Source organism: Sphingomonas sp. JUb134, assembly GCF_004341505.2.
Classification (GTDB): domain Bacteria; phylum Pseudomonadota; class Alphaproteobacteria; order Sphingomonadales; family Sphingomonadaceae; genus Sphingomonas.
This window is the reverse complement of sequence record NZ_SLYP02000001.1, coordinates 152,501-172,460: the sequence shown is the minus strand read 5'-3', so window position 1 is coordinate 172,460 and position 19,960 is coordinate 152,501. Positions and strand designations below refer to the sequence as shown.

Genomic DNA, 19,960 nt, shown 5'->3' with positions numbered 1-19,960 from the left:
TTCGGGAAGCGGGCTTGGCCGCCCCTTCGCCCTCACGGCGAACGGACGGCACAAAACCGGTGGAGGGGAGATCAGCGCTTGCGGTTGGTGCCGAGGCCGATCGCCTTGGCGAGGCTGCGGCGCTGCTCGGCATAGTTGGGGGCGACCATCGGATAGTCGGCCGGAAGACCCCACTTGGCGCGATACTGGTCGGGCGTCATCTGATAGTGCGTCATCAGGTGACGCTTGAGCATCTTGAGCTTCTTACCGTCTTCAAGGCAGACGATGAAGTCCGGCTTCACCGATGCGCGGATCGGCACCGCCGGCTCCTGCTTCGCCTCGGGTGCGGTGTTCGCGCCACCCAGGGTGGTGAGCGCGCCGTGAACATTCTGGATCAGCGACGGCAGGTCGGCGAGCGACACGCTGTTGTTGCTGACATGGGCTGCCACGATATCGGCCGTGTACGCGATCAGCGCGTCGGCCGGCGGCTGCTGGACTTCCATTCTACTACCCTTTCAACAAGAACGGCAAAACACCGCCGTCCCCGTTCGGACCTATTCACCCCGTGCGACTGAATCGCAACAGCGGTGAGGATGAAATTTTTGCAACAAATTGTTTCGTTACAGTTCAGGGAATGGTGCGCGCATAGCTGTGCGCATCAAAAGCCTCTCCGGCCCGGCCCCGATAGTATCGCGGCCGCTCGCCTACTTTGGCGAAACCTTCGCGCTTGTAGAGCTCTACGGCGGCATTGCCCGCGCGGACCTCAAGATGCAAGCGCGAGAGCGTCCGGCGTCGCGCGTCGTCGATCACGGAGCGCAGCAGCATGCCGCCCACGCCGCGCCCTTGCGCTGCCGGGCGGGTCGCGATCAGCAGGAGTTCGCCCTCGTCCATCACCGCCCGGGAAAGTGCGAAGCCGGCGATACCCTCGTCCTGCTCCGCCAGGGTCAGCCAGACGCCGGGCAGCGACAACATCCCCAGGCACTGGGCAGGCGTCCATGCCTCTCCGAAGCGGGCGTCGAACGCCTCGCGCATCACGATCGAGACCGCATCGAGATCGGCGACCGAGCCGGCGCGCAGGGTGACGGGGCCCGGCGTCCGGCTCACGACTGCGGCAGCTTCGCGTCCGGCGCGCGGCCGTAGAGGGGGCGGGGCGCCAGGCTGGCGAGCGCCGCCGGCAGAAGACGCGCATCGCGCGCATCGGGCAGCGCTTCCGCGGCGGCGATGCCGGCGTCGAGCGCCTGGAGCCGACGCACGCCGTTACCCACGGCCAGCTGTCCGGCCAGTCGCTCCAGCGCAGCCTCGGGACGCAGCGATGCGAACGGGGCAGCTTCGCGCAACGGATCGGCAGTGAACTCCTGCACGAACACCTCGCCATGGCCGCCCTCCAGTACCACGGCGAGCGTGTCGGTCGAAAGCCGCCGGTCGAACGCCCCTGCCGCAATCAGCGCCAGGGAAGAGAAGCCGAAGACCTGCGACCCCCAGCCGATCGCTAGGCCCCGTGCCGCCGCCAGCCCCACCCGAACGCCGGTGAAGCTGCCGGGACCGCAATCCACCAGGATGCACTCGGCGCGACCGGCGTCCGGAAGTTCGGCGATCATCGGCACCAGCCGTTCGGCATGGCCGCGGCCGACCACCTCATGCCGGAAGTCCAGGATGCGGTCGTCTTCCATCACCGCCACCGAGCAGGCGGCGGTCGCGGTCTCGATTACCAGCGTGCGCAAGGGATCAGGCGATCGTGTTGAACCGGTCGAACGCCGGTCGAGGCAAGCGCTCGTGCAGCCGCGACGGGTCGCCATGGCCGAGCACTGCGATGAAGTTGGAGCGGACGGCCGGGGTTGCGGTGAAGAACGCCTTGTCCACCGCGCCATTGTCGAAGCCGGACATGGGACCCACGTCCAGGCCGAGCGCGCGGGCGGCGATGATCAGATAGGCACCCTGCAGCGTCGAGTTCCGCATGGCCGACACCTGGCGAAGCTCCGCATTGCCGTCGAACCACGCCTTGGCATTCGTATGCGGGAACAGCTCGGGCAGATGCTCGTGGAACTCGGTGTCCATGCCGACGATCACCGCGACGGGCGCCTGGCGAACCTTGTCCGCGTTGCTGTCGCTGCAGCAGACGGCCAGCCGCTCGCGCGCCTCGGGCGACACGCACCACACCAGCCGCGCCGGCAGCTGGTTGGCAGAGGTCGGCCCCATCTTCATCAGGTCCCAGATCGCCTCCAGTTCCGCCTGCGTGACCGGCTGGTCGGTGAAATGGGTGTGACTGCGGGCGGTGCGGAAGATCGTGTCGAGCGCGGCGTCGTCCAGCATCGCCATCAGACGGCCCGCACTTCGGTCACTTCGGGGACGTAATACTTCAAAAGCTGTTCGATGCCGTTCTTGAGCGTCGCGCTCGAGGAGGGGCAGCCCGAGCAGGCGCCCTGCATCTGGAGGTAGACCTTGCCCTTGTCGAAGCCACGATAGACGATGTCGCCGCCGTCGTTGGCGACCGCCGGACGCACGCGAGTCTCAATCAGTTCGCGGATCTGCGCGACGATGTCGGCGTCCTCAGGATTGTCGACGATGTCGCTATCGGCCGACGGCACCGAAAAACCGGCGCTGCCCTGGCGGAACAGCGGCATCGCGGCCGAGAAATGGTCGAGCAGGATCGCGACCACGTCGGGCTTCAGGCTCGGCCACTCGACGCCGGGTGCGGCGGTGACGGAGACGAAGTCGCGCCCGAAGAACACGCCGGTCACATCGCCCAGCGCGAAGATCGCCTCCGCAAGCGGTGAGATTTCCGCTTCCTCAGGCGTCGCGAAGTCGCGGGTGCCGGTTTCCATCACGACCCGACCCGGAAGGAACTTCAGGGTTGCGGGATTGGGCGTCGGTTCGGTCTCGATCAACATGACCGTCATTTGGCGTGCCGGGGGGGCAGGATCAAGCGGACGCCGGAAACGATCCGTTCGGGGCGGGCGATGCGCCGGCGTGCGGGGCGCGGTGCCAGGCGAGCAGGTTGCGCCGCGCCTCCTGGACGAAGGCCGAGCGACGGACCAGATCGAGCAGCAGGTCCGCGACCCAGCGGCCCGGCTGCCGAAGCGGCCGCTTGAACTGAATCAGCAGCACCACGCGGGTGCTGCCGGTGTCGTTCCACACCTCATGCTCATAGGTGTCGTCGAACACCAGGGTCTCGCCCTCGGCCCAGCGCAGTACGCGATTGTCGAGGCGCATGCGCACGTCGCCGTCCCGCGGCACCACCAGCGCCAGGTGGCAGGTGATGAGTCCCTTGGTGACGCCGCGGTGCGCGGGAATATGGCTGCCCGGCGCCAGGATCGAGAACATCGCATTGGTGAGACCGGGGATGCCTTGCAGCGCGCGGGCGGTGACCGGGCAGCGCGCGAGGTTCGCGTCCATGTCATAGCCATAGCCGCACAGCACGAATGACCGCCACCGATCGACGGCAGCGAGGGTGCAGGGATCGGGCGAAATGGCGGCGAGCGGGGGAGCGGCACCCTCCGGCAGCGCCACCCGCTCCGCCTCGTCGCGGATCGCCTGCCACTGGCCGCGAAGCTCCCGGGTCCAGGGAAAGGCGCGCACGTCCAGCACCGGCGCGTTGGAGACCAGCGAGGACGCGCGGATCAGCCGGTCGAAGACGTGCCGCAGCCGCTTGCCCGCGCGCAGGACGAGCGAATGCTGTGCTTGGCCGGTCGCCGGCGCAGCGCGTGCCTCGTCGTCTGCCGGTCGTGTTGCGCGGTGCATTGCCCCCTCCCTTCAGCCTGCAACGCTGCGCCGCAGAAAAGGCGAAAAGGTGGCGGTCGCGTGGAAGATCGTGTCCGCCAGTTTCCCGGTGATTCCGAACACTTGGTCGCCCGCGCTGGCGGTGCTGGGAAAAGCCCGCTACGCTTGGCGCATGGCATTCCCTGTACGCGTACGCCGGATCGCACTGCCGCTTCTGGCCCTGATCGCCACCACGCCGCTCGTCGCCCAGACGGCGCCCCCGCCCGCACCGCAGCAGCAGAGCCGGCAGCTGCCGCCGTTGCAGCCCGTGGCCCAGGGGCCGGACACCCCCTGGCTGTTCAAGGGCAGCGACATCCCGCCCGACCGGTCCTGGACCTATGGGGTGTTGCCGAACGGCCTGCGCTACGCCGTCCGCCACAACGGCGTGCCGCCGGGGCAGATCGCCATCCGCGTCGCGATCGACGCGGGCTCGCTGATGGAAACGGAGCAGGAGCGCGGGTTCGCGCACCTTTTGGAGCATCTCTCGTTCCGCGGCTCGATGCATGTGCCCGATGGCGAGTCGAAGCGCGTGTGGCAGCGGCTGGGCGTGACGTTCGGCTCGGACACCAATGCCGCGACCAGCTTCACCCAGACGGTCTATAAGCTCGACCTTCCGGGGGCCACCCAGGCAGGCCTGGACGAGAGCATGAAGATCCTGGCCGGCATGATGGCCGAGCCCACGATCACCCCGGCCTCGCTCAATGCCGAGCGCCCGGTGGTGCTTGCCGAGCAGCGCGAGCAGCCGGGTCCGCAGCTCCGGCTGGGCGACGCGACGCGCGCGCTGTTCTTTGCCGGCCAGCCGCTCGCCGATCGTTCGCCCATCGGCAACGTCGAGACGCTGCAGGCGGCGACGGCCGACGTGGTGAGCGCCTTTCATGATCGCTGGTACCGCCCCGACCGGGCCGTGGTGGTGATTGCCGGAGACGCCGATCCCAAGCTGCTCGAGGCGGCGGTGGTGAAGCATTTCTCCGGCTGGAAGGGCAAGGGGCCAGCCCCCCAGAACCCGGACCTCGGCAAGCCCAAGGCGGGCGGGCCGCTGAGCGCCGTCGTGAACGAACCGGCGCTGCCGACGCTGGTGCAGATGGCGACGGTGCGACCCTGGACCGTCGGCAACGACACCATCGTCTTCAATCAGGAGCGCATGGTCGACCAGATCGCCATCCGCATCATCAACCGCCGCCTGGAAAGCCGGGCGCGGGCGGGCGCCAGCTACATCAGCGCGGGTGCCGACCTGGAAGACGTGTCGCGTTCGGCCAACATCACGGCGATCTCGATCATGCCGGTGGGGAACGACTGGGAGGCGGCCGTGCGCGACGTACGCGCCACCGTCGCCAGTGCCCTGCGCAACCCGCCTTCGCAGCAGGAAATCGACCGCGAGGTGGGAGAGATCCGCGCGGCGATGGAAAATGCCGTCGCGACGTCGCGCGTCGATGCGGGCGCCAAGCTTGCCGACAATCTGGTGGAGGCGGTCGACATCCGCGAGACGGTCGCAGGACCCGAGATGTCGCTGCGCATCTTCGACGGTGCGGTGGCCGGCAAGTTCTTCACCCCCGCCAAGGTGCAGGCGGCGACCCGCAAGGTCTTCGAGGGCGTCGAGACCCGCGCGCTCGTCAACACGCCGACGCCGGACCCGTCCGCAGCCAACAAGCTGGCAGCGGCGATCCAGGCGGATGTGACGGCAGCCGCCGAGAAGCGCGGGCCCCAGCGCACCGTGAAGTTCGACGAGCTTCCCAAGCTCGGCGCGCCCGGCAAGGTCACCGGCCGCAGCGTGGTGCTCACCGATCCGCAGATCGAGAAGGTGAGCTTCGCCAATGGCGTCAACCTGCTGATGTTCCCGAACAACTCGGAAACCGGCAAGGTCTATGTCCAGGTCCGCTTCGGCCGCGGGCTGAGCGCGCTTCCTTCGAACAAGCAGACGCCCGCCTTCGCCGGCGATCTGGCGCTGGTGGCGAGCGGCGTCGGCAAGTTCGGGCAGGAAGAGCTCGACCAGCTGACCGGCGACCGCCAGATCGGCCTGTCCTTCGGCATGCAGGAAGATGCCTTCGTGCTGGGCGGCATCACCACGGCGGCCGACCTCAACGACCAGCTCCGGCTGATCGCGACCAAGCTCGCTTCCCCCGGCTGGGATCCCAAGCCCGTGGCGCGTGCCCGCGCGGTGATGCTGGCCAGCTACGAGAGCCAGTCCTCCTCGCCGGTGGGCGTGCTCCAGCGCGACCTGGAAGGCCTGCTCCACGCCGGCGACACGCGCTGGGCCTCGCCCGATCGCAAGGACATCGAGGGGCTGGATGCTGCTCGGTTCCGCGCGTTCTGGGAGCCGCTGCTCGCCAGTGGCCCGATCGAGGTACAGGTCTATGGCGACACCACGGCCGACGCCACGATCGCTGCGGTGGCCAGCACCTTCGGTGCGCTGAAGCCGCGGCCGGCGGCGCCGGTGGGCAATGTCGACGTGCGGTTCCCGGACCATGTTGCGACGCCCGTCGTGCGCACCCATACCGGCCAGCCCAACCAGGCGGCCGCGGTGATCGCCTGGCCGACCGGCGGTGGCAGTGCGGGGCTGACGGAAAGCCGCAAGCTGGAACTGCTCGCCGCCATCTTCCGCGATCGGTTGCTCGACAAGCTGCGGTCGGAGGCTGGGGTGAGCTATACGCCCAACGTTTCCACCGACTGGCCCGTGGGCCTGCCGAGCGGCGGCAAGATCCTGGCGATCGGTGCGGTGCCGCCTGACAAGACGGACTTCTTCTTCCAGCTGGCGCGCGGCATCGCGGCAGACCTGGTGGCGAACCCGATCACCGAGGACGAACTGCGGCGCGCACAGGCGCCGGTGCTGCAGTTCATCGCGCGCGTGTCGAGCGGCAACATGTTCTGGATGCAGCAGACCGCGGGCGGCACGCTCGACCCCAAGCGGATCGACGCGATCAACACCATCGCCTCCGACATCGGCACGACGACCTCCGCCGAGATCCAGGCGCTCGCGGCGAAATACCTGCGCCCGGAGAAGGACTGGTCGCTGGTGGTCGTGCCGGAGAAAAAGGCGAACTGAGTTCGTCGGGTCCGGCGCAGCGGGGGCCCGGGTCAACGAGCGACACGCTTGTGGCCCTGGGCTCCTGCCTGCGCAGGAGCACGCTAGGCGATAGTGGCTCCTGACCTACCCAGGCTGCCGCGTCGACTCCGGCGAGTCTCGCCCGTTTCCGTGCTCCTGCGAAGGAGTGCAGAGCCGGCGGGCTCGACGCGGGTGGCTCTGCCCTGCCTCTCAGCTTACCCCTTGTAGAGCGCGTCCAGCCGCTCGCCATAGACCTGGCGCAGGATGTGGCGGCGGATCTTCAGGCTGGGGGTGAGCTGCTCGTTCTCGATGGTGAACGGCCGGTCTGCCAGGATGAAGCGGCGGATGCGTTCGGTCACGGTCAGGTCCTGGTTCACCCGGTCCACGGCGGCGCTCAACGCTGCACGATAGCCGCTGTCCTCCGCCAGCCGCTTGAAGTCGCAGACCGCGCGGTTGGCCGCGCACCATTCCTGCGTCCACTCCGGATCGGGCACGATCACCGCGACCATATAGGGGCGGCGATCGCCCGCGATCATCGCCTGGGAGATCTCGGGCTGGAGGGTGAGCATCCCCTCCACCTTCTGCGGGGCGACGTTCTCGCCCTTGTCGTTGACGATGATGTCCTTCTTGCGGTCAGTGATCTTGATCCGCCCCGCCTCGTCGATCAGGCCGATGTCGCCGGTGTGCAGCCAGCCGTCCTTGAGCACGCGCGCCGTCTCGACCTCGTTGCGCCAATAGCCGTGCATCACCAGCTCGCCGCGGACCAGGATTTCGCCGTCCTCGGCGATGCGCACTTCGGTGTTGGCGAGCGGCGGGCCGACGCTGTCCATGCGGACGCCTGCCGATGGGCGGTTGCACGAGATCACCGGCGCGGCCTCGGTCTGGCCATAGCCCTGAAGGAAGGTGACACCCAGCGCCTGGAAGAACAGCCCCACCTCAGGATTGAGCGGCGCGCCGCCCGACACCATCGCCTTCATCCGCCCGCCGAAGCGCTTGGCGATCTTGGGCCGGAACAAGGTCCGCACCGCCAGCTGCGCCGGCCGGTCGGTCAGGCGCAGGCGACCCTCGCTCTCCTTATTACCGAGTTCGATCGCCTTGCCGAGGAGATAGGCGGCCATGCCGCCCTGTTTCTCGACCGCCTTGGTGATCCGGGTGCGCAGCACTTCGAACAGCCGCGGCACGACGAACATGATCGTCGGGCGCACTTCCTCGATATTGGCGGCGAGCTTGTCGAGGCCCTCGGCATAATAGATCTGCCCGCCCAGGCCGATCGCGAAATGCTGGCCGCCGGTGTGCTCATAGGCGTGGCTCAGCGGCAGGAACGACAGGAACACCTCGTCGTCCCAACCGAAATCCTCGGCGATGACCGCCGAGCAGCCGGCCACATTGTGCAGGATCGCGCCATGGTGCTGCATCACGCCCCGGGGAGCACCGCCGGTGCCGCTGGTGTAGATGATGCAGGCGAGGTCCTCGCGCTGGAAGCTTGCCTCGCCCGCGGCCGCGTCGGCGCTGGCAGGATGATCGGCGATCAGCTGATGCCAGCTGTGGAATTCGATGCTGCCGGGCTGGACCAGGCGAACGTCCTCGATCCCGATGATCTTCTGCGGGGTGGATGCGTGAAGGGCGGCCGGGATCAGCTCGCGCGCGAGCTTGGCGGTGGAGACGATCGCGGCGCAGGCGCCCGAATTCTCCATGATGTGCTGGTGGTCGCGCTGGGTGTTGGTGACATAGGTCGGCACCGTGATGCAGCCCGCCGCCATGATGGCGAGGTCGGAGATGCACCATTCGGGGCGGTTCTCCGACACCAGCATCACCCGGTCGCCGCGCTTGAGGCCGAGCGCCTTCAGGCCTGCGGCGAGGCTGGCGACCTGGCGCGCGGCTTCCGCCCAGCTGGTCGGCTGCCATTCGCCCCCGGCCTTGTGCCACAGGAATGGCTTGTCGCCCTTCTCGCGCGCACGCGCGAAGAACATCGTGACGAGATTCGGGAAGTGCTCGAGGGTACGCATGGCCTCTCCTGCCGCCCCGGCATCCGTGCGCCGGGGACTTGCCTGTTGTTATTCCGGGGGACGGGTGCCGAAGCCGCCGACCCGCTTGATTTCGACGACGGTGCCATCCTGCCGCATGGCGACACCCTCGCTGCGCGGATCGGCGCCGCCGACCCAGCGACCGCCGACGCGCTCCACCGCATTGGCTTTCAGGCCCATGGGCGCGATCTTCACGGGCTCTCCCAGCGCCTCGAGTGCCGGCGCCATGGCGTCGAGTTGGGTACCCTGTTCGAGAGTCGCAATCCTGCCCGGTGCATAGATCAGCCCCAGGCCGATCGCGTCCTGCGCCGTCATCCGCCAGTCGATCACCGCGATCACCGCCTTGGCGACCTGGGCGATGATGGTCGACCCGCCTGCCGCACCGATCACCAGGCGGACCCTGCCGTCCGGGCCGTAGACGATGGTCGGCGACATGGAACTGCGCGGCCGCTTGCCGCCCTCGACCCTGTTGGCGACCAGGTGGCCGTTCTTTTCCGGCACGATGTCGAAGTCGGTCAGCTCGTTGTTGAGCATGGTGCCGTTCACCGACAGGCCCGAGCCGAAATAGCCCTCCACCGTCGACGTGACCGACACCGCGTTGCCGCGCGCATCGGTTGCCGAGACATGGGTGGTCCCCGGCACTTCGCTCTGCTGGACCCGGATGCGGGCAGGAGCACCGGCGGGCGTGCCGGGCGCGACGCTCGCCATTGTCCGGTCGGGCGAAATCAGGGCCGAGCGCGCGGCGATGTACGTACGGTCGAGCAGTCCCTTGACCGGCACCGTCACATGGTCGGGATCGGCCAGGTACATGTCGCGATCGGCATAGGCGAGCCGCTGGCTCTCGGCGATCAGGTGCCAGGCGACCGGGGAGTCCTTACCCAGCTTCGCCATGTCGAAGCGTTCGAGCTGCTTCAGGATCATCAGCACCGCGACGCCGCCGGACGAGGGCGGGCCCATGCCGCAGATGCGATAGGCGCGGTAGCTGCCGCACACCGGCGCGCGTTCCTTGGCATCGTAGCTGGCGAGGTCGCCCGCGGTCATCTTCGACGGGTTGCGGGCGGCGGTGTTGACGGTGGTAACGAGCTTCTGCGCGTCCGGCCCCACATAGAAGCTGTCCGGGCCCAGCCGTGCCAGGCGCTCGAACAAGGCGGCCTGTTCGGGGTTCTTGAGCAGCGTGCCTACCGGCAGCGCCTTGCCGTCCGGCGTTAGATATTTTGTCCGCGCCCACGCGTCGATGTGGCTGCCGAAGCGGTCGATCCCGGCGTTGAGGCGCTGGGTGATGCGAAAGCCGTCGCGGGCGAGGCGGATCGCCGGCTCGAACAGCTTCGCCCAGGGGAGCTTGCCGGCGCGGGCATGCGCCATCGCCCATTCGCGCAGGTTGCCCGGCACCCCCACGCTGCGCCCGCCGGGCACGGCCGCGGAATGACTCAGCGGATTGCCGTCGGGCGCGTAGAACCAGCGCGGATCGGCCGCCGCGGGAGCCGTCTCGCGCCCGTCGATGGTCAGGAGCTTTCCGGTCCTGGCATCATGCCCGACCCAGAAGCCGCCGCCGCCGATGCCGGAGTTCTGCGGCTCGACCACATTGAGCGCGAGCAGCGTCGCGATCGCGGCATCGGTGGCGCTGCCGCCGGCGCGCAGCATCTCGACGCCCGCCGCCGCGGCCCGGGGGTCCGAAGCGCTGACCATGCCTTGCGCCGCCTGCTTGGCGGCTGGGGCGGGACGGGCGACCTGGGCACTCGCAACGACGGGTACGGCGAGCAGCAATGCTGCACAGCTGAGGAAACACTTCATGCCTGCAGGAGTAGCCGCGATTGTCCCGGGTGCAAAGGCGAGGGGACACGGCCGAAGCCGCGCCCCCGTCGTCCGCCTCAGCCGCGCCGTGTCGCCGCCGCGTAGAGCGCGATGGCCGCTGCGTTGGAGACGTTCAGGCTTTCGATCTGATCGCTGATCGGCAACCGCGCGAGCACGTCGCAATGCGCCGCGGTGTTCTGGCGCATGCCTTCGCCCTCGGCGCCCAGCACCAGCGCGACCTTGTCCGAGCCCATCGCCTGGTCGAGCGTCAGGTCGGTGTTGCCGGTCAGGCCGATGCGCCAATAGCCGGCCTCGGCGATCTCCTCGAGCGCACGGGCGAGGTTCACCACGCGCACCCAGGGGACGATCTCCAGCGCGCCCGACGCGGTGCGGGCGACGGTGCCGGACTCCGGCGGTGCATGCCGGTCCTGCGTCACGATGCCGAGCGCGTCGAACGCGGCTGCCGAGCGCAGGATCGCGCCGACATTGTGCGGGTCGGTGACCTGATCGAGCACCAGCAGCGGGCGGGTGTCGGAACGGCCGCGCTCCAGCAGGTCGCCCAGCCAGATGTCCTCCAGCGGATCGACCTCTGCCACCATGCCCTGGTGCGGAGCGTCGTTCGGAACCAGCCGGCCGAGGTCGGCCGCCTCGGCATAGGTGACGGTCAGCGTCGACGGAAGGTCGAGCTGCGACAACGCCTCGTGCGTGCCCCACAGCTTGCGCACCGTGCGCTCAGGGTTGGCGAGGGCGGCGAGTACCGCATGGCGGCCCCAGAAACGGGGGCGCTGCGGGGAGCCTTGGCTCGGGCGATGACCACGACGTGCCATGCTCAGTCCTCCGCCTTCGGCCAGGCGTACGGGTCGGTGACCTTCGGCTGGCGGGGCAGCGGCGGCTTCGGCAGCGGCTTGTCCGCGTTGGCTGCATTGAGAAGGAAGGATGCCATGATGATCGACGCCTGACGCAGGTCCTCGCCCTTCATATGGTCGAAGGTATCGGCATTGGTGTGGTGGATGCGGCTGCCATAGTCCAGCGGGTCCTGGATGAACTGGAAGCCCTGCAGCCCGATCGACTGGAAGAAATAGTGATCGGTGCTGGACGTGCGGCGCATCGCCACGGTGCCGGCGCCCATCGCCTGGAACGGCGCGAACCATTCGCGGAAGATCGGCACCGCGGCCTGGTTGTTCTCGGCATAGATGCCGCGGATCTTGCCCGAGCCGTTGTCGAGGTTGAAATAGGCGGCGAGCTGGTCGTAGCCCGGCTTCTTCGTGATCGGCCAGCGCGAGGTCCAGCCATAGAAGCGGGCGAGGCCGGTCGTCGGCCCGGTTGCGGCCGGCGCGCGCGTGGCGATGTGCTGCTCGATATAGGCGAGCGAGCCGAGCAGCCCCTGTTCCTCGCCGTTCCACAGCGCGAAGCGGATCGTGCGCTTCGGCCGCACCCCCATCTGCGATAGGATGCGCGCGGCCTCCATCACCACGGCAGAGCCCGCGGCGTTGTCGGAGGCGCCATCGCCTGCGGCCCAGCTGTCGAGATGGGCACCAGCCATCACATAGCCGGCCTTGGGATCGGTGCCAGGGATGTCGGCGAGGATGTTGTAGGCCTGCACGTCGCTGTCGTCGAAGCGGACGTTGCTGGTCACTTCCAGCGTCGGTGCCTGGCCGACGCGGGCGAGGCGGGCGAGGCGGCGATAGTCCTCGGCCGCGATCTCGATCCCGGGCGTCGCCGGGGTCTGATCGCGTCCGAACAGATAGCCGCTGCCGTGCAGCAGCATGCCGTCGCGGCTGGACATGGTCGCCATCGCCACCGCGCCCTCGCTCTTCAGGAACGCGTCGAGCTTGAGCGAGAAGTCGAGCCGCTTGAGCCGGCGGTCCGCCGCGTCCGGATCATTGACCGGTGCCTCGAAGAAGTCCTGATCGGCGAGCTCCTGCTGACTGAGCCGACGGAAGGCGGGGCGGTCCGGCTCCGAGCCGGTGTCCGGCTGGGTCACCATCACGATCTTGCCCGCCAGCTGCCCGCGATAGCGTGCGAAGTCCGCTTCCTTGGACATCGGCGCCACGATCACCGGCGCGGTGACGGTGCCGTTGGTACCGGGCGTCCAGGCGATCGGGATCGCGGTCAGCTGGATCGGGCGCGGGGTCACCATGCGCACGCTCGAGCTGACGATCCACCAGCCGCGGCCGAACTCGAAGCCTTCCTTGTGGACGTTCTTCAGGCCCCATTCGCGGAACTTCGACTGGGTCCATTCCTCTGCCTGGCGCATGCCGGGCGAGTTGGTGAGGCGCGGGCCGATCACGTCGGTCAGGTGCTGCGCGATCGGCATCACTTCCGACTGGTTGGTGCCCTCGTCGATGATCCGGGTGACGGCGTCCCGATCGACCGACTGGGCGGCGAGCGGGGAGGCAAGAGGCGTGGCGGCAACGGTGGCAAGCAGGGCAAGGCTGAGCGCGCGCATCGGGTTCCGTTCATGCGAGGGAGAGAAAAGTGTCACAAACGACGCTATGCGGCCCGGGAAAGGCGCGCAAGCCGTTGACAGCGTGCGCGTCGGACGGCAATGGGCCACCTCGCTTCAGCGAAGCGGCCCCGTGGAAGGGTGGCCGAGTGGTTAAAGGCAGCAGACTGTAAATCTGCCCACGCAAGTGTACGCTGGTTCGAATCCAGCCCCTTCCACCATCCGCCCCGGCGCGGCGGATCGGTTTTCCCGGAAGAAGGGACACCTGCGCTGCCGACCCCTTTGATCTTCATCGCCGCAGCCATGCTTGAGATCGGCGGATGCTTCGCGTTCTGGAAATGGGCGCGGCTCGGCGCCTCGCCCTTGTGGCTGATCCCCGGACTGGTCGCGCTTGCCGGCTTCGCCTGGATCCTCACCTTCGCCGACACGCCCGCGGCGGCGCGCGCCTATGCGGCCTATGGCGGCATCTATGTGGCGAGTTCGCTCGGCTGGATGTGGCTGGTCGAGGGGCTGCCGCCGGACCGCTTCGACCTGATCGGCGGGGGGCTGTGTCTCGCGGGGTGCCTGGCGATCCTGTTCGGGCCGCGGTGAGGGGCGTATTCGATCCTCTTCGGCTTCCTCCCGTCCACCCCGATCGTCATTCAACTCCCCGTTCGCTTCGAGTAGCCGTCGAGCTTGTCGAGACGGCGTATCGAGAAGCCGGTTGTTGTGGCTCTCTCGATACGGGCTCTCGACAAGCTCGATCCCTACTCGAGACAAACGGGGTTTGGGGGTGGGGGAGGGGCATTCTTTCCGGTGTCGCGTGCGCCGCCGTCCCACCTCTTGCGTCCGCCGCTTCGCGCGGCTACCTCCGGCGCATCGGGCGGGTATAGCACAATGGTAGTGCAGCAGCCTTCCAAGCTGAATACACGGGTTCGATTCCCGTTACCCGCTCCACCTTCTTTCCGCCTCCGCCCGCCACGGCGTCCTCGCCGCGCGATTGCCGGAGCTGCGGACCAGCCCTAGAGAGCCGCCATGGCCCGCATCGAAACGCCCCGCCCCATCCGCGGCACCCAGGACATCTTCGGCGAAGACCAGCGCCGCTTCGGCCGCGTGGTCGACGCCTTCGAGCGCATCCGCCGGCTCTATTGCTTCGGCCGCGTCGAGCTGCCGGTGTTCGAATCAACCGCCGTCTTCGCGCGCTCGCTGGGCGAGACCACCGATGTCGTCTCCAAGGAGATGTACAGCTTCGAGGACCGCGGCGGCGATTCGCTGACGCTCCGCCCGGAGTTCACCGCCGGCATCGCCCGGGCGTATCTGACCGACGGCTGGCAGCAGTATGCCCCGCTCAAGATCGCGACCCACGGCCCGGTATTCCGCTACGAGCGGCCGCAGAAGGGGCGCTATCGCCAGTTCCACCAGATCGACGCCGAGGTGATCGGCGCCGCCGAGCCCGGTGCCGACGTCGAGCTGCTCGCCTTCGCCGACCAGTTGCTCCACGAACTCGGCATCGCCGATGGCGTGACGCTGCAGCTCAACACGCTGGGCGACGCCGAGACCCGCGACGCGTGGCGCGCCGCGCTGGTCGCGCACTTCGAGGCGCACCGCGACGTGCTGAGCGAGGACAGCCTGGCGCGGCTCGACAAGAACCCGCTGCGCATCCTCGATTCCAAGGACCCGCGCGATCGCCCGGTCGCAGACGCGGCGCCGGGGATCGACGACTATCTGACGCCGCAAGCGCGCGACTTCTTCGCCGCCGTCACGGCGGGCCTTGATGCCGCCGGCGTGGCGTGGACCCGCAACGATCGGCTGGTGCGCGGGCTCGACTATTACCGCCACACCGCGTTCGAGTTCGTGACCGACCGGCTCGGCGCCCAGGGCACGGTGCTCGCCGGCGGCCGCTACGACGGGCTGATCGGCTCGCTCGGCGGCCCCGAGACGCCGGGCGTGGGCTGGGCGGCCGGCATCGAGCGGCTCGCGATGCTGCTGGACGGCGCCCCCGCGCCCCAGCTCGACGTCGCCGTCGTCGTGGAGGACGAGCGCGCGCTTGCCGAGGGTGTCGCCACCGTCGCGCGGCTGCGCAAGGCGGGGCTGATCGCCGACCTCGTCGCGACCGGATCGCCGCGCAAGCGCTATGACAAGGCGCTCAAGCTGGAGCCGGCCGAGACGGTATCGCTGCGGTTCGAGGGCGAAGCGTCTGCGACCGCCTTCCGCACGTTGCGCGGAGAGCCGCGTGCCGAGCAGCTGCTGCGCCAGGCATGACCGCCATCTCTCCCGATCGCATCGCCCAGATCGAGGCGCGGCGCGACGAACTCCAGGCGCTGATGGCGACCGGCGAGCTGCCGGGCGACCGCTTCGTGGCGGTGTCCAAGGAATATGCCGAGCTGGAGCCGGTGGCCGAGGCCGCGGGCGCCGTCCGGCGACTGCGGGCCGAGGCCGAATCGCTGGAGGACATGAGCCAGGACGGCGACGAGGAACTGCGTCGCATGGCCGCCGAGGAACTCCACGAGAACCGGGAGCGGCTGGCGGCGGCCGAGCACGCGCTGGCGCTGGCGCTGCTGCCGCGCGACGCCGCCGACGAGCGCCCGGCGATGCTCGAAATCCGCGCTGGTACCGGCGGGGACGAAGCGGCGCTGTTCGCGGGGGACCTGTTCCGCATGTACCAACGCTATGCCGACAGCCGCGGCTGGCGGGTCGAGATGATCTCGGCCAGCGCCTCCGACGCGGGCGGATTCAAGGAAGTCGTCGCCTCGGTCACGGGTCAGGGCGTGTTCGCGCGGCTGAAGTTCGAAAGCGGCGTCCACCGCGTCCAGCGCGTGCCGGTGACCGAGAGCGGCGGGCGCATCCACACCTCCGCCGCGACCGTCGCGGTGCTGCCCGAGGCCGAGGAAGTCGACGTCCAGATCGACGACAAGGATCTGCGCATCGACGTCTATCGCTCGTCGGGGCCGGGCGGCCAGTCGGTCAACACCACCGACTCCGCCGTCCGCATCACGCACTTGCCGACTGGGCTGGTCGTGATCCAGCAGGACGAAAAGTCGCAGCACAAGAACAAGGCCAAGGCGCTCAAGGTCCTGCGCACCCGCCTGTACGAGGCCGAGCGCGAGCGGCTGGCCTCGGAACGCTCCGGCACGCGCAAGGCGATGGTCGGATCGGGCGATCGCTCCGAGCGGATCCGCACCTACAACTTCCCGCAGGGGCGGGTGACCGACCACCGCATCAACCTGACGCTCCACCGCCTGCCCGAAATCCTGGAGGGCGAGATGGACGAGCTGATCGGCGCACTGATCGCCGAGGACGAGGCGGAGCGGCTGGCGACGCTCGACGCCGCGTGACGCTCACCGCCGCCGAGGCGGTACGGGAGGCGGCACAGCGGATCGCCGCCGTCTCGGACACGCCGCGGCTCGATGCCGAACTGCTGATGGCTCATGCGATGGGCGTCGAGCGCAACGCGCTGCTGCTCGGGCGCCTGGCCGATCCGGTGCCGGCTGGCTTTTCTGCGCTCGTCGGGGCGCGATTGGCGCATACCCCGGTCGCCTATCTGACCGGCAGCCGCGCCTTCTGGACGATCGATCTGGAGGTGGGGCCGGGCGCTTTGGTCCCGCGCGCCGACAGCGAGACGCTGATCGAGGCGGCGGTGGCGCACTTCGCCGATCGCGCCCCGGCGACCGTGCTCGACCTGGGCACCGGACCCGGCACGCTGCTGCTCGCTGCGCTCGACCAATGGCCGGACGCGCAGGGGCTCGGGGTCGACCGGTCGGCCGACGCCCTGGGCTATGCCCGCCGCAATGCCGAGCGGCTCGGCATGGGCGGGCGGGCGCGCTTCATGCTGGGCGACTGGGCGGCTGCGTTGGACGCGCGCTTCGACCTGGTGCTCACCAACCCGCCCTATATCGGCACGGACGAATGCCTGCCGCAGGAGGTGGTGGGGCATGAGCCGGCCGGGGCCTTGTTCGCCGGCGCGGACGGTCTGGACGCCTATCGCCTGCTCGCGCCGCAGCTCGCGCGATTGCTCGCGCCCGGCGGCGTGGCAGTGGCGGAGATCGGCTTCACCCAAGCGGAGGCGGTGTCCGCGCTGCTCCGTGCCCAGGGGCTTTCAGTCCGCGTCGCACAGGATCTGGGCGGGCGCCCTCGCGCGATCGTTGCCGGTTGAACCCGGCGTTGGCACCCCCATATTTCCCTTGGAGATCGCCCGTGCAGCCGCTAAGACCGGGGCGGGGCAAGCCACCTTCGACCAGTCACAGGTGAGTTCGGGGCACTGCCCCCTCCAGCGTCATGCGCGCCACTGCGGTCCGGTGGCCATGGCAGACGGGGTCGCGCAAGAGCGCGCCTCCGCGACAGGCAGCATCCGGGATCGACAGGATCGACGGACAGTTTTGAACGGGACACACACACGTTGATAAACAACCGGCAAGCCGGCCGCCGTCGCGGCCGTGGTGGGCAGCGTCCTCAAGGCGGGGGCGGCAGCCCCGGCCGTTCCGATAACGGCAATCGTATCGACAGTCGTGCACGCGGCAATGCCGCGCAGCTGCTGGAAAAGTACAAGAACCTGGCTCGCGATGCGCAGATGCAGGGCGATCGGGTGAACTCGGAATATTATTTCCAGTTCGCCGATCACTATTTCCGTGTCCTCAACGACAATCGCGCGCGGGTCGAAGAGAACCAGCGTCAGCGCGGCGACTTCGCCTCCGATGACGAGGGCGAGGAGTTCGAGTTCGAGGGCGAGAACGGCGGCAACGACCGCCCGCAGCGCGAGGAGCGGGGCCAGCGCGAGGAACGTCCCCGCCGCGAAGACCGAGCCCAGCGCGAGGATCGTCCGCAGCGGGATGCACGTCCGCGGCCCGAGCGTGGCCCGCGCGGCGAGCGTCCGTCGGTAACGCAGACCGAGGTGGATGGCGCTCCGGTGGAGCAGCTGCAGCTGGTTCCTGCCGAAGCCGCCAACGACGTCGACGTGCAGCCGGTGGAAGCGGAGGCGCGCACGCCCCGCGCTCGCCCGCGCGCCCGTCGCCGGGACGCTGAGCAGCCGGCAGAGGCCGCGACCGAGGCGCATGGGATCGATGCGGATCGGCTGCCGCCGGCGCTCGGTGCTGTGGAAGGCGAAGGCGAGGAGCGTCCGCGCCGCCGCCGCCGTGTCCGCGCCGACGACGAGGTGATGCCCCCGGCCGCCTGAGGTCGAGCGCACGCCTGAAAACAAGGGGCCGGTACCGCAACCAGCGGTGCCGGCCCTTTTGTTATTCCGTGTCGCGAGCGTCGGCCTCGGGGCGGTCCTTGCGCCCGAACCGGTCGACTGCCGCATCGTGGCCCGTGCCCGAGCTCAGGAAGATCAGCCCCATCAGCACCGCCGCCATCAACACCGACAGGCCGACGCCGAGCGCGGTCGCGATCGCCATGTGGATCGGCAGCGGACCGACCAGGTGCCACAGCAACGCCACCGCGACGCCCGCGGCGAGCGCCGCGACGGCGGCCATCCACTTCAGCAGCCGCCGAAACCTGCCCCAGGCGAAGTGCGCATAGGTCGGATCGTCCAGCGGATCGCGGTCATCGTGCAGCATCGTCTTGCAATCCCATCCAAACATGGGATGCTCAACCCCCGTCGATGCACGCGGCGGCAGAGGAGGGTGCGATGACCATCGCGGTGATCCTGAGCGGCAAGGGCCATGACGTGGTCTCGATCGACTCTGGGAGGACGGTGGGCGACGCCGTCCACCTGCTCGCCGAGCGACGGATCGGCGCGGTGCCGGTGGTCGAGGGAGACTCGATCCTGGGCGTCTTTTCGGAACGCGACGTGATCGGCTGCCTTCACCAAGGCGGGGCGGCCACGCTCGATCGTCCGGTGACCGCGGCCATGACCGCGCCCGCCGTCACCGTCTCCCCGCAGGAGCCCCGTGCTCGCGGCCCTGTCGTTGATGACGCACCGGCGCATCCGCCATCTTCCCGTGCTCGAATCGGGGCGTCTCGTCGGCATCGTCTCGATTGGCGACCTGGTGAAGCACCGGATCGAGCGCATCGAGGCCGAGGCGCAGGCGATGCGCGCCTATATCGGCGGCTGACCGACCCCCTCAGGCGCGCCGCGACCGAACCAGCGCCAGCGCCTCGGCCAGCAGCCCGCGTCCGAAGGTCAGCATCCAGCCCGCGTAGACCAGCGCTCCGGCCGGAACCAGGATGGCGACCCGCGGCAAGGGCGCGAGCGGCGGCAGCAGGTGATCGACCAGCAGCACCGCAATCGCCATGCCGACGCTCCCCAGCAAGGGCTGGGAGACGGCCGCGGCGAGCGCCCCTGCGCGCACCCCGATCACCGGCAGCGTCCGCCAAGCACAAAGCGCGAGGTACAGGGGCGCGGTAACGAGCCAGGCGGTAGCGAGACCCAGGACGCCATGGCGTACGCCAACAAGGAAGGCGATCGGCAGCAGGATTGCCCCGATCGCACCATTGCCCGCGCTGATCCCGGGCCGACCACAGGCATCGCACGCCGGCGCGAACAGGATCTGCAGGGTCAGGAACGGCATCGCGAGCGCGAGCAGCCCCACGACCGGGCCGGTCTCCAGCCACTTCTCCCCCAGCACCACCGACACCAGCGGCTCGGCCACCCCCGCGAGGCCGAGGTAGAAGGGCATCGCCAGCAGCAGCACCATGCGTACACCCATCAGGAACGCGGCGGCGACCGAGCTGCGGTCATGCTGGATCCGGGCATAGGCGGAAAAGGCGACGTCGTTGATCGGCGGCACGAACTTCGCGACCAGGATCTGCGCCAGGAACAGGCTCGTCGTGTAGATGCCGAGCGCATGGGCATCGAGGTGGCGGCCGGCCACGAAGACGTCGGCCTGGCTCTGGATGACCCAGAACAGCTGGCCCGCCGCCATCAGGACGCCATAGCGGGCAATCCCGCCGGCGCCCCGGAAGTCGAAGCTCGGCCGCACCCATGCACGCGCCGCCACCATCATGCCG

The 19,960-nt window shown here is 69.1% G+C and carries 18 protein-coding genes, 2 tRNA genes and 1 pseudogene (1 of these 21 only partly in view); 9 read left to right on the top strand and 12 right to left on the bottom strand.

Features of this window, described 5'->3' with window-relative positions; translation table 11 throughout:
• Positions 1 to 71: 71 nt before the first annotated feature.
• The 6 genes from EDF69_RS00760 to EDF69_RS00735 form a co-directional block, all read right to left on the bottom strand.
• Positions 72 to 482 carry a MucR family transcriptional regulator gene (locus tag EDF69_RS00760; protein WP_125959299.1) on the bottom strand — a complete coding sequence of 137 codons (411 nt, stop codon included), beginning with the start codon at positions 480 to 482 and terminating at the stop codon, positions 72 to 74.
• A 124-nt stretch (positions 483 to 606) separates the two neighbouring features.
• The gene (gene rimI / locus EDF69_RS00755) at positions 607 to 1,083 is read right to left on the bottom strand and encodes a ribosomal protein S18-alanine N-acetyltransferase (protein ID WP_132883305.1); all 477 of its coding nucleotides are present in this window, start codon (positions 1,081 to 1,083) and stop codon (positions 607 to 609) included.
• A complete protein-coding gene (tsaB, locus tag EDF69_RS00750; RefSeq protein WP_132883304.1) occupies positions 1,080 to 1,700 on the bottom strand; it encodes a tRNA (adenosine(37)-N6)-threonylcarbamoyltransferase complex dimerization subunit type 1 TsaB in 621 nt (206 codons plus the stop codon). The genes rimI and tsaB overlap by 4 nt, the downstream gene beginning before the upstream one ends.
• Positions 1,701 to 1,704: 4 nt before the next feature.
• Complete coding sequence (locus tag EDF69_RS00745; protein WP_204991281.1) at positions 1,705 to 2,295, bottom strand: malonic semialdehyde reductase; 591 nt, start codon at positions 2,293 to 2,295, stop codon at positions 1,705 to 1,707.
• A complete protein-coding gene (locus EDF69_RS00740; RefSeq protein ID WP_132883302.1) occupies positions 2,295 to 2,867 on the bottom strand; it encodes a NifU family protein in 573 nt (190 codons plus the stop codon). Before EDF69_RS00740 ends, EDF69_RS00745 begins: the two co-directional genes overlap by 1 nt.
• Before the next feature lie 31 nt (positions 2,868 to 2,898).
• Positions 2,899 to 3,717 (bottom strand): aspartyl/asparaginyl beta-hydroxylase domain-containing protein, encoded by an 819-nt coding sequence (locus tag EDF69_RS00735; protein WP_132883301.1) that lies wholly within the window; start codon positions 3,715 to 3,717, stop codon positions 2,899 to 2,901.
• A 151-nt stretch (positions 3,718 to 3,868) separates the two neighbouring features.
• Between EDF69_RS00735 and EDF69_RS00730 the strand changes: the two genes are divergently transcribed.
• A complete protein-coding gene (locus tag EDF69_RS00730; RefSeq protein WP_132883300.1) occupies positions 3,869 to 6,775 on the top strand; it encodes a M16 family metallopeptidase in 2,907 nt (968 codons plus the stop codon).
• A gap of 215 nt (positions 6,776 to 6,990) precedes the next feature.
• Here the strand turns inward: EDF69_RS00730 and EDF69_RS00725 are convergent, their stop codons facing one another.
• The 4 genes from EDF69_RS00725 to EDF69_RS00710 all read right to left on the bottom strand — a co-directional run bounded on the left by EDF69_RS00725 (position 6,991) and on the right by EDF69_RS00710 (position 13,039).
• Entirely contained in the window at positions 6,991 to 8,781 is a 1,791-nt protein-coding gene (locus EDF69_RS00725) for an AMP-dependent synthetase/ligase (RefSeq protein WP_132883299.1), read from the bottom strand.
• 48 nt (positions 8,782 to 8,829) lie between these two features.
• Entirely contained in the window at positions 8,830 to 10,590 is a 1,761-nt protein-coding gene (gene ggt / locus EDF69_RS00720) for a gamma-glutamyltransferase (RefSeq protein ID WP_132883298.1), read from the bottom strand.
• 77 nt (positions 10,591 to 10,667) lie between these two features.
• Positions 10,668 to 11,417 carry a 23S rRNA (guanosine(2251)-2'-O)-methyltransferase RlmB gene (gene rlmB, locus EDF69_RS00715; protein ID WP_125959292.1) on the bottom strand — a complete coding sequence of 250 codons (750 nt, stop codon included), beginning with the start codon at positions 11,415 to 11,417 and terminating at the stop codon, positions 10,668 to 10,670.
• 2 nt (positions 11,418 to 11,419) lie between these two features.
• Positions 11,420 to 13,039, bottom strand: coding sequence for a M20/M25/M40 family metallo-hydrolase (locus EDF69_RS00710; protein ID WP_132883297.1), 1,620 nt, complete (start codon positions 13,037 to 13,039; stop codon positions 11,420 to 11,422).
• Positions 13,040 to 13,171: 132 nt separating this feature from the next.
• On the opposite strand from EDF69_RS00710, the gene EDF69_RS00705 reads away from it, so the two are divergent.
• From EDF69_RS00705 to EDF69_RS00675, 7 genes are all read left to right on the top strand, one after another.
• Positions 13,172 to 13,257, top strand: a tRNA-Tyr gene (locus tag EDF69_RS00705).
• Between the two features lie 49 nt (positions 13,258 to 13,306).
• On the top strand, positions 13,307 to 13,627 hold the full coding sequence (locus EDF69_RS00700) for a YnfA family protein (protein WP_132883393.1): 321 nt from the start codon (positions 13,307 to 13,309) through the stop codon (positions 13,625 to 13,627).
• Positions 13,628 to 13,898: 271 nt separating this feature from the next.
• Positions 13,899 to 13,972, top strand: a tRNA-Gly gene (locus EDF69_RS00695).
• 78 nt (positions 13,973 to 14,050) lie between these two features.
• Positions 14,051 to 15,277: a histidine--tRNA ligase gene (gene hisS / locus EDF69_RS00690; protein WP_132883296.1), complete on the top strand. Its 1,227-nt coding sequence runs from the start codon at positions 14,051 to 14,053 to the stop codon at positions 15,275 to 15,277.
• Entirely contained in the window at positions 15,274 to 16,350 is a 1,077-nt protein-coding gene (gene prfA, locus EDF69_RS00685) for a peptide chain release factor 1 (protein ID WP_132883295.1), read from the top strand. The genes hisS and prfA overlap by 4 nt, the downstream gene beginning before the upstream one ends.
• Positions 16,347 to 17,168: a peptide chain release factor N(5)-glutamine methyltransferase gene (gene prmC / locus EDF69_RS00680; protein ID WP_132883294.1), complete on the top strand. Its 822-nt coding sequence runs from the start codon at positions 16,347 to 16,349 to the stop codon at positions 17,166 to 17,168. Before prfA ends, prmC begins: the two co-directional genes overlap by 4 nt.
• Before the next feature lie 243 nt (positions 17,169 to 17,411).
• Entirely contained in the window at positions 17,412 to 18,185 is a 774-nt protein-coding gene (locus EDF69_RS00675) for a DUF4167 domain-containing protein (RefSeq protein WP_132883293.1), read from the top strand.
• Between the two features lie 61 nt (positions 18,186 to 18,246).
• On the opposite strand, the gene EDF69_RS00670 is transcribed toward EDF69_RS00675, so the two are convergent.
• Entirely contained in the window at positions 18,247 to 18,567 is a 321-nt protein-coding gene (locus EDF69_RS00670; protein WP_132883292.1) for a hypothetical protein, read from the bottom strand.
• Positions 18,568 to 18,638: 71 nt separating this feature from the next.
• Here EDF69_RS00670 and EDF69_RS00665 point away from each other — a divergent pair.
• Positions 18,639 to 19,065, top strand: a pseudogene (locus EDF69_RS00665) (CBS domain-containing protein).
• 9 nt (positions 19,066 to 19,074) lie between these two features.
• On the opposite strand, the gene EDF69_RS00660 reads toward EDF69_RS00665, so the two are convergent.
• Positions 19,075 to 19,960, bottom strand: partial view of a lipopolysaccharide biosynthesis protein gene (locus tag EDF69_RS00660; protein WP_132883291.1) — the 3' portion only. It continues 590 nt past the right edge of the window; 886 of the gene's 1,476 nt are visible here — the last part of the coding sequence; its start codon lies beyond the right edge, outside the window; it ends in the stop codon at positions 19,075 to 19,077.

Bases quoted from the DNA above. Each gene is read 5' to 3' on its own strand.
- EDF69_RS00670 (WP_132883292.1), bottom strand. From the start codon at position 18,567: ATGCTGCACGATGACCGCGATCCGCTGGACGATCCGACCTATGCGCAC.
- EDF69_RS00710 (WP_132883297.1), bottom strand. From the start codon at position 13,039: ATGCGCGCGCTCAGCCTTGCCCTGCTTGCCACCGTTGCCGCCACGCCT.
- EDF69_RS00730 (WP_132883300.1), top strand. From the start codon at position 3,869: ATGGCATTCCCTGTACGCGTACGCCGGATCGCACTGCCGCTTCTGGCC.
- prfA (WP_132883295.1), top strand. From the start codon at position 15,274: ATGACCGCCATCTCTCCCGATCGCATCGCCCAGATCGAGGCGCGGCGC.
- rlmB (WP_125959292.1), bottom strand. From the start codon at position 11,417: ATGGCACGTCGTGGTCATCGCCCGAGCCAAGGCTCCCCGCAGCGCCCC.
- ggt (WP_132883298.1), bottom strand. From the start codon at position 10,590: ATGAAGTGTTTCCTCAGCTGTGCAGCATTGCTGCTCGCCGTACCCGTC.
- EDF69_RS00725 (WP_132883299.1), bottom strand. From the start codon at position 8,781: ATGCGTACCCTCGAGCACTTCCCGAATCTCGTCACGATGTTCTTCGCG.
- hisS (WP_132883296.1), top strand. From the start codon at position 14,051: ATGGCCCGCATCGAAACGCCCCGCCCCATCCGCGGCACCCAGGACATC.
- EDF69_RS00760 (WP_125959299.1), bottom strand. From the start codon at position 482: ATGGAAGTCCAGCAGCCGCCGGCCGACGCGCTGATCGCGTACACGGCC.
- EDF69_RS00745 (WP_204991281.1), bottom strand. From the start codon at position 2,295: ATGGCGATGCTGGACGACGCCGCGCTCGACACGATCTTCCGCACCGCC.
- EDF69_RS00735 (WP_132883301.1), bottom strand. From the start codon at position 3,717: ATGCACCGCGCAACACGACCGGCAGACGACGAGGCACGCGCTGCGCCG.
- EDF69_RS00740 (WP_132883302.1), bottom strand. From the start codon at position 2,867: ATGTTGATCGAGACCGAACCGACGCCCAATCCCGCAACCCTGAAGTTC.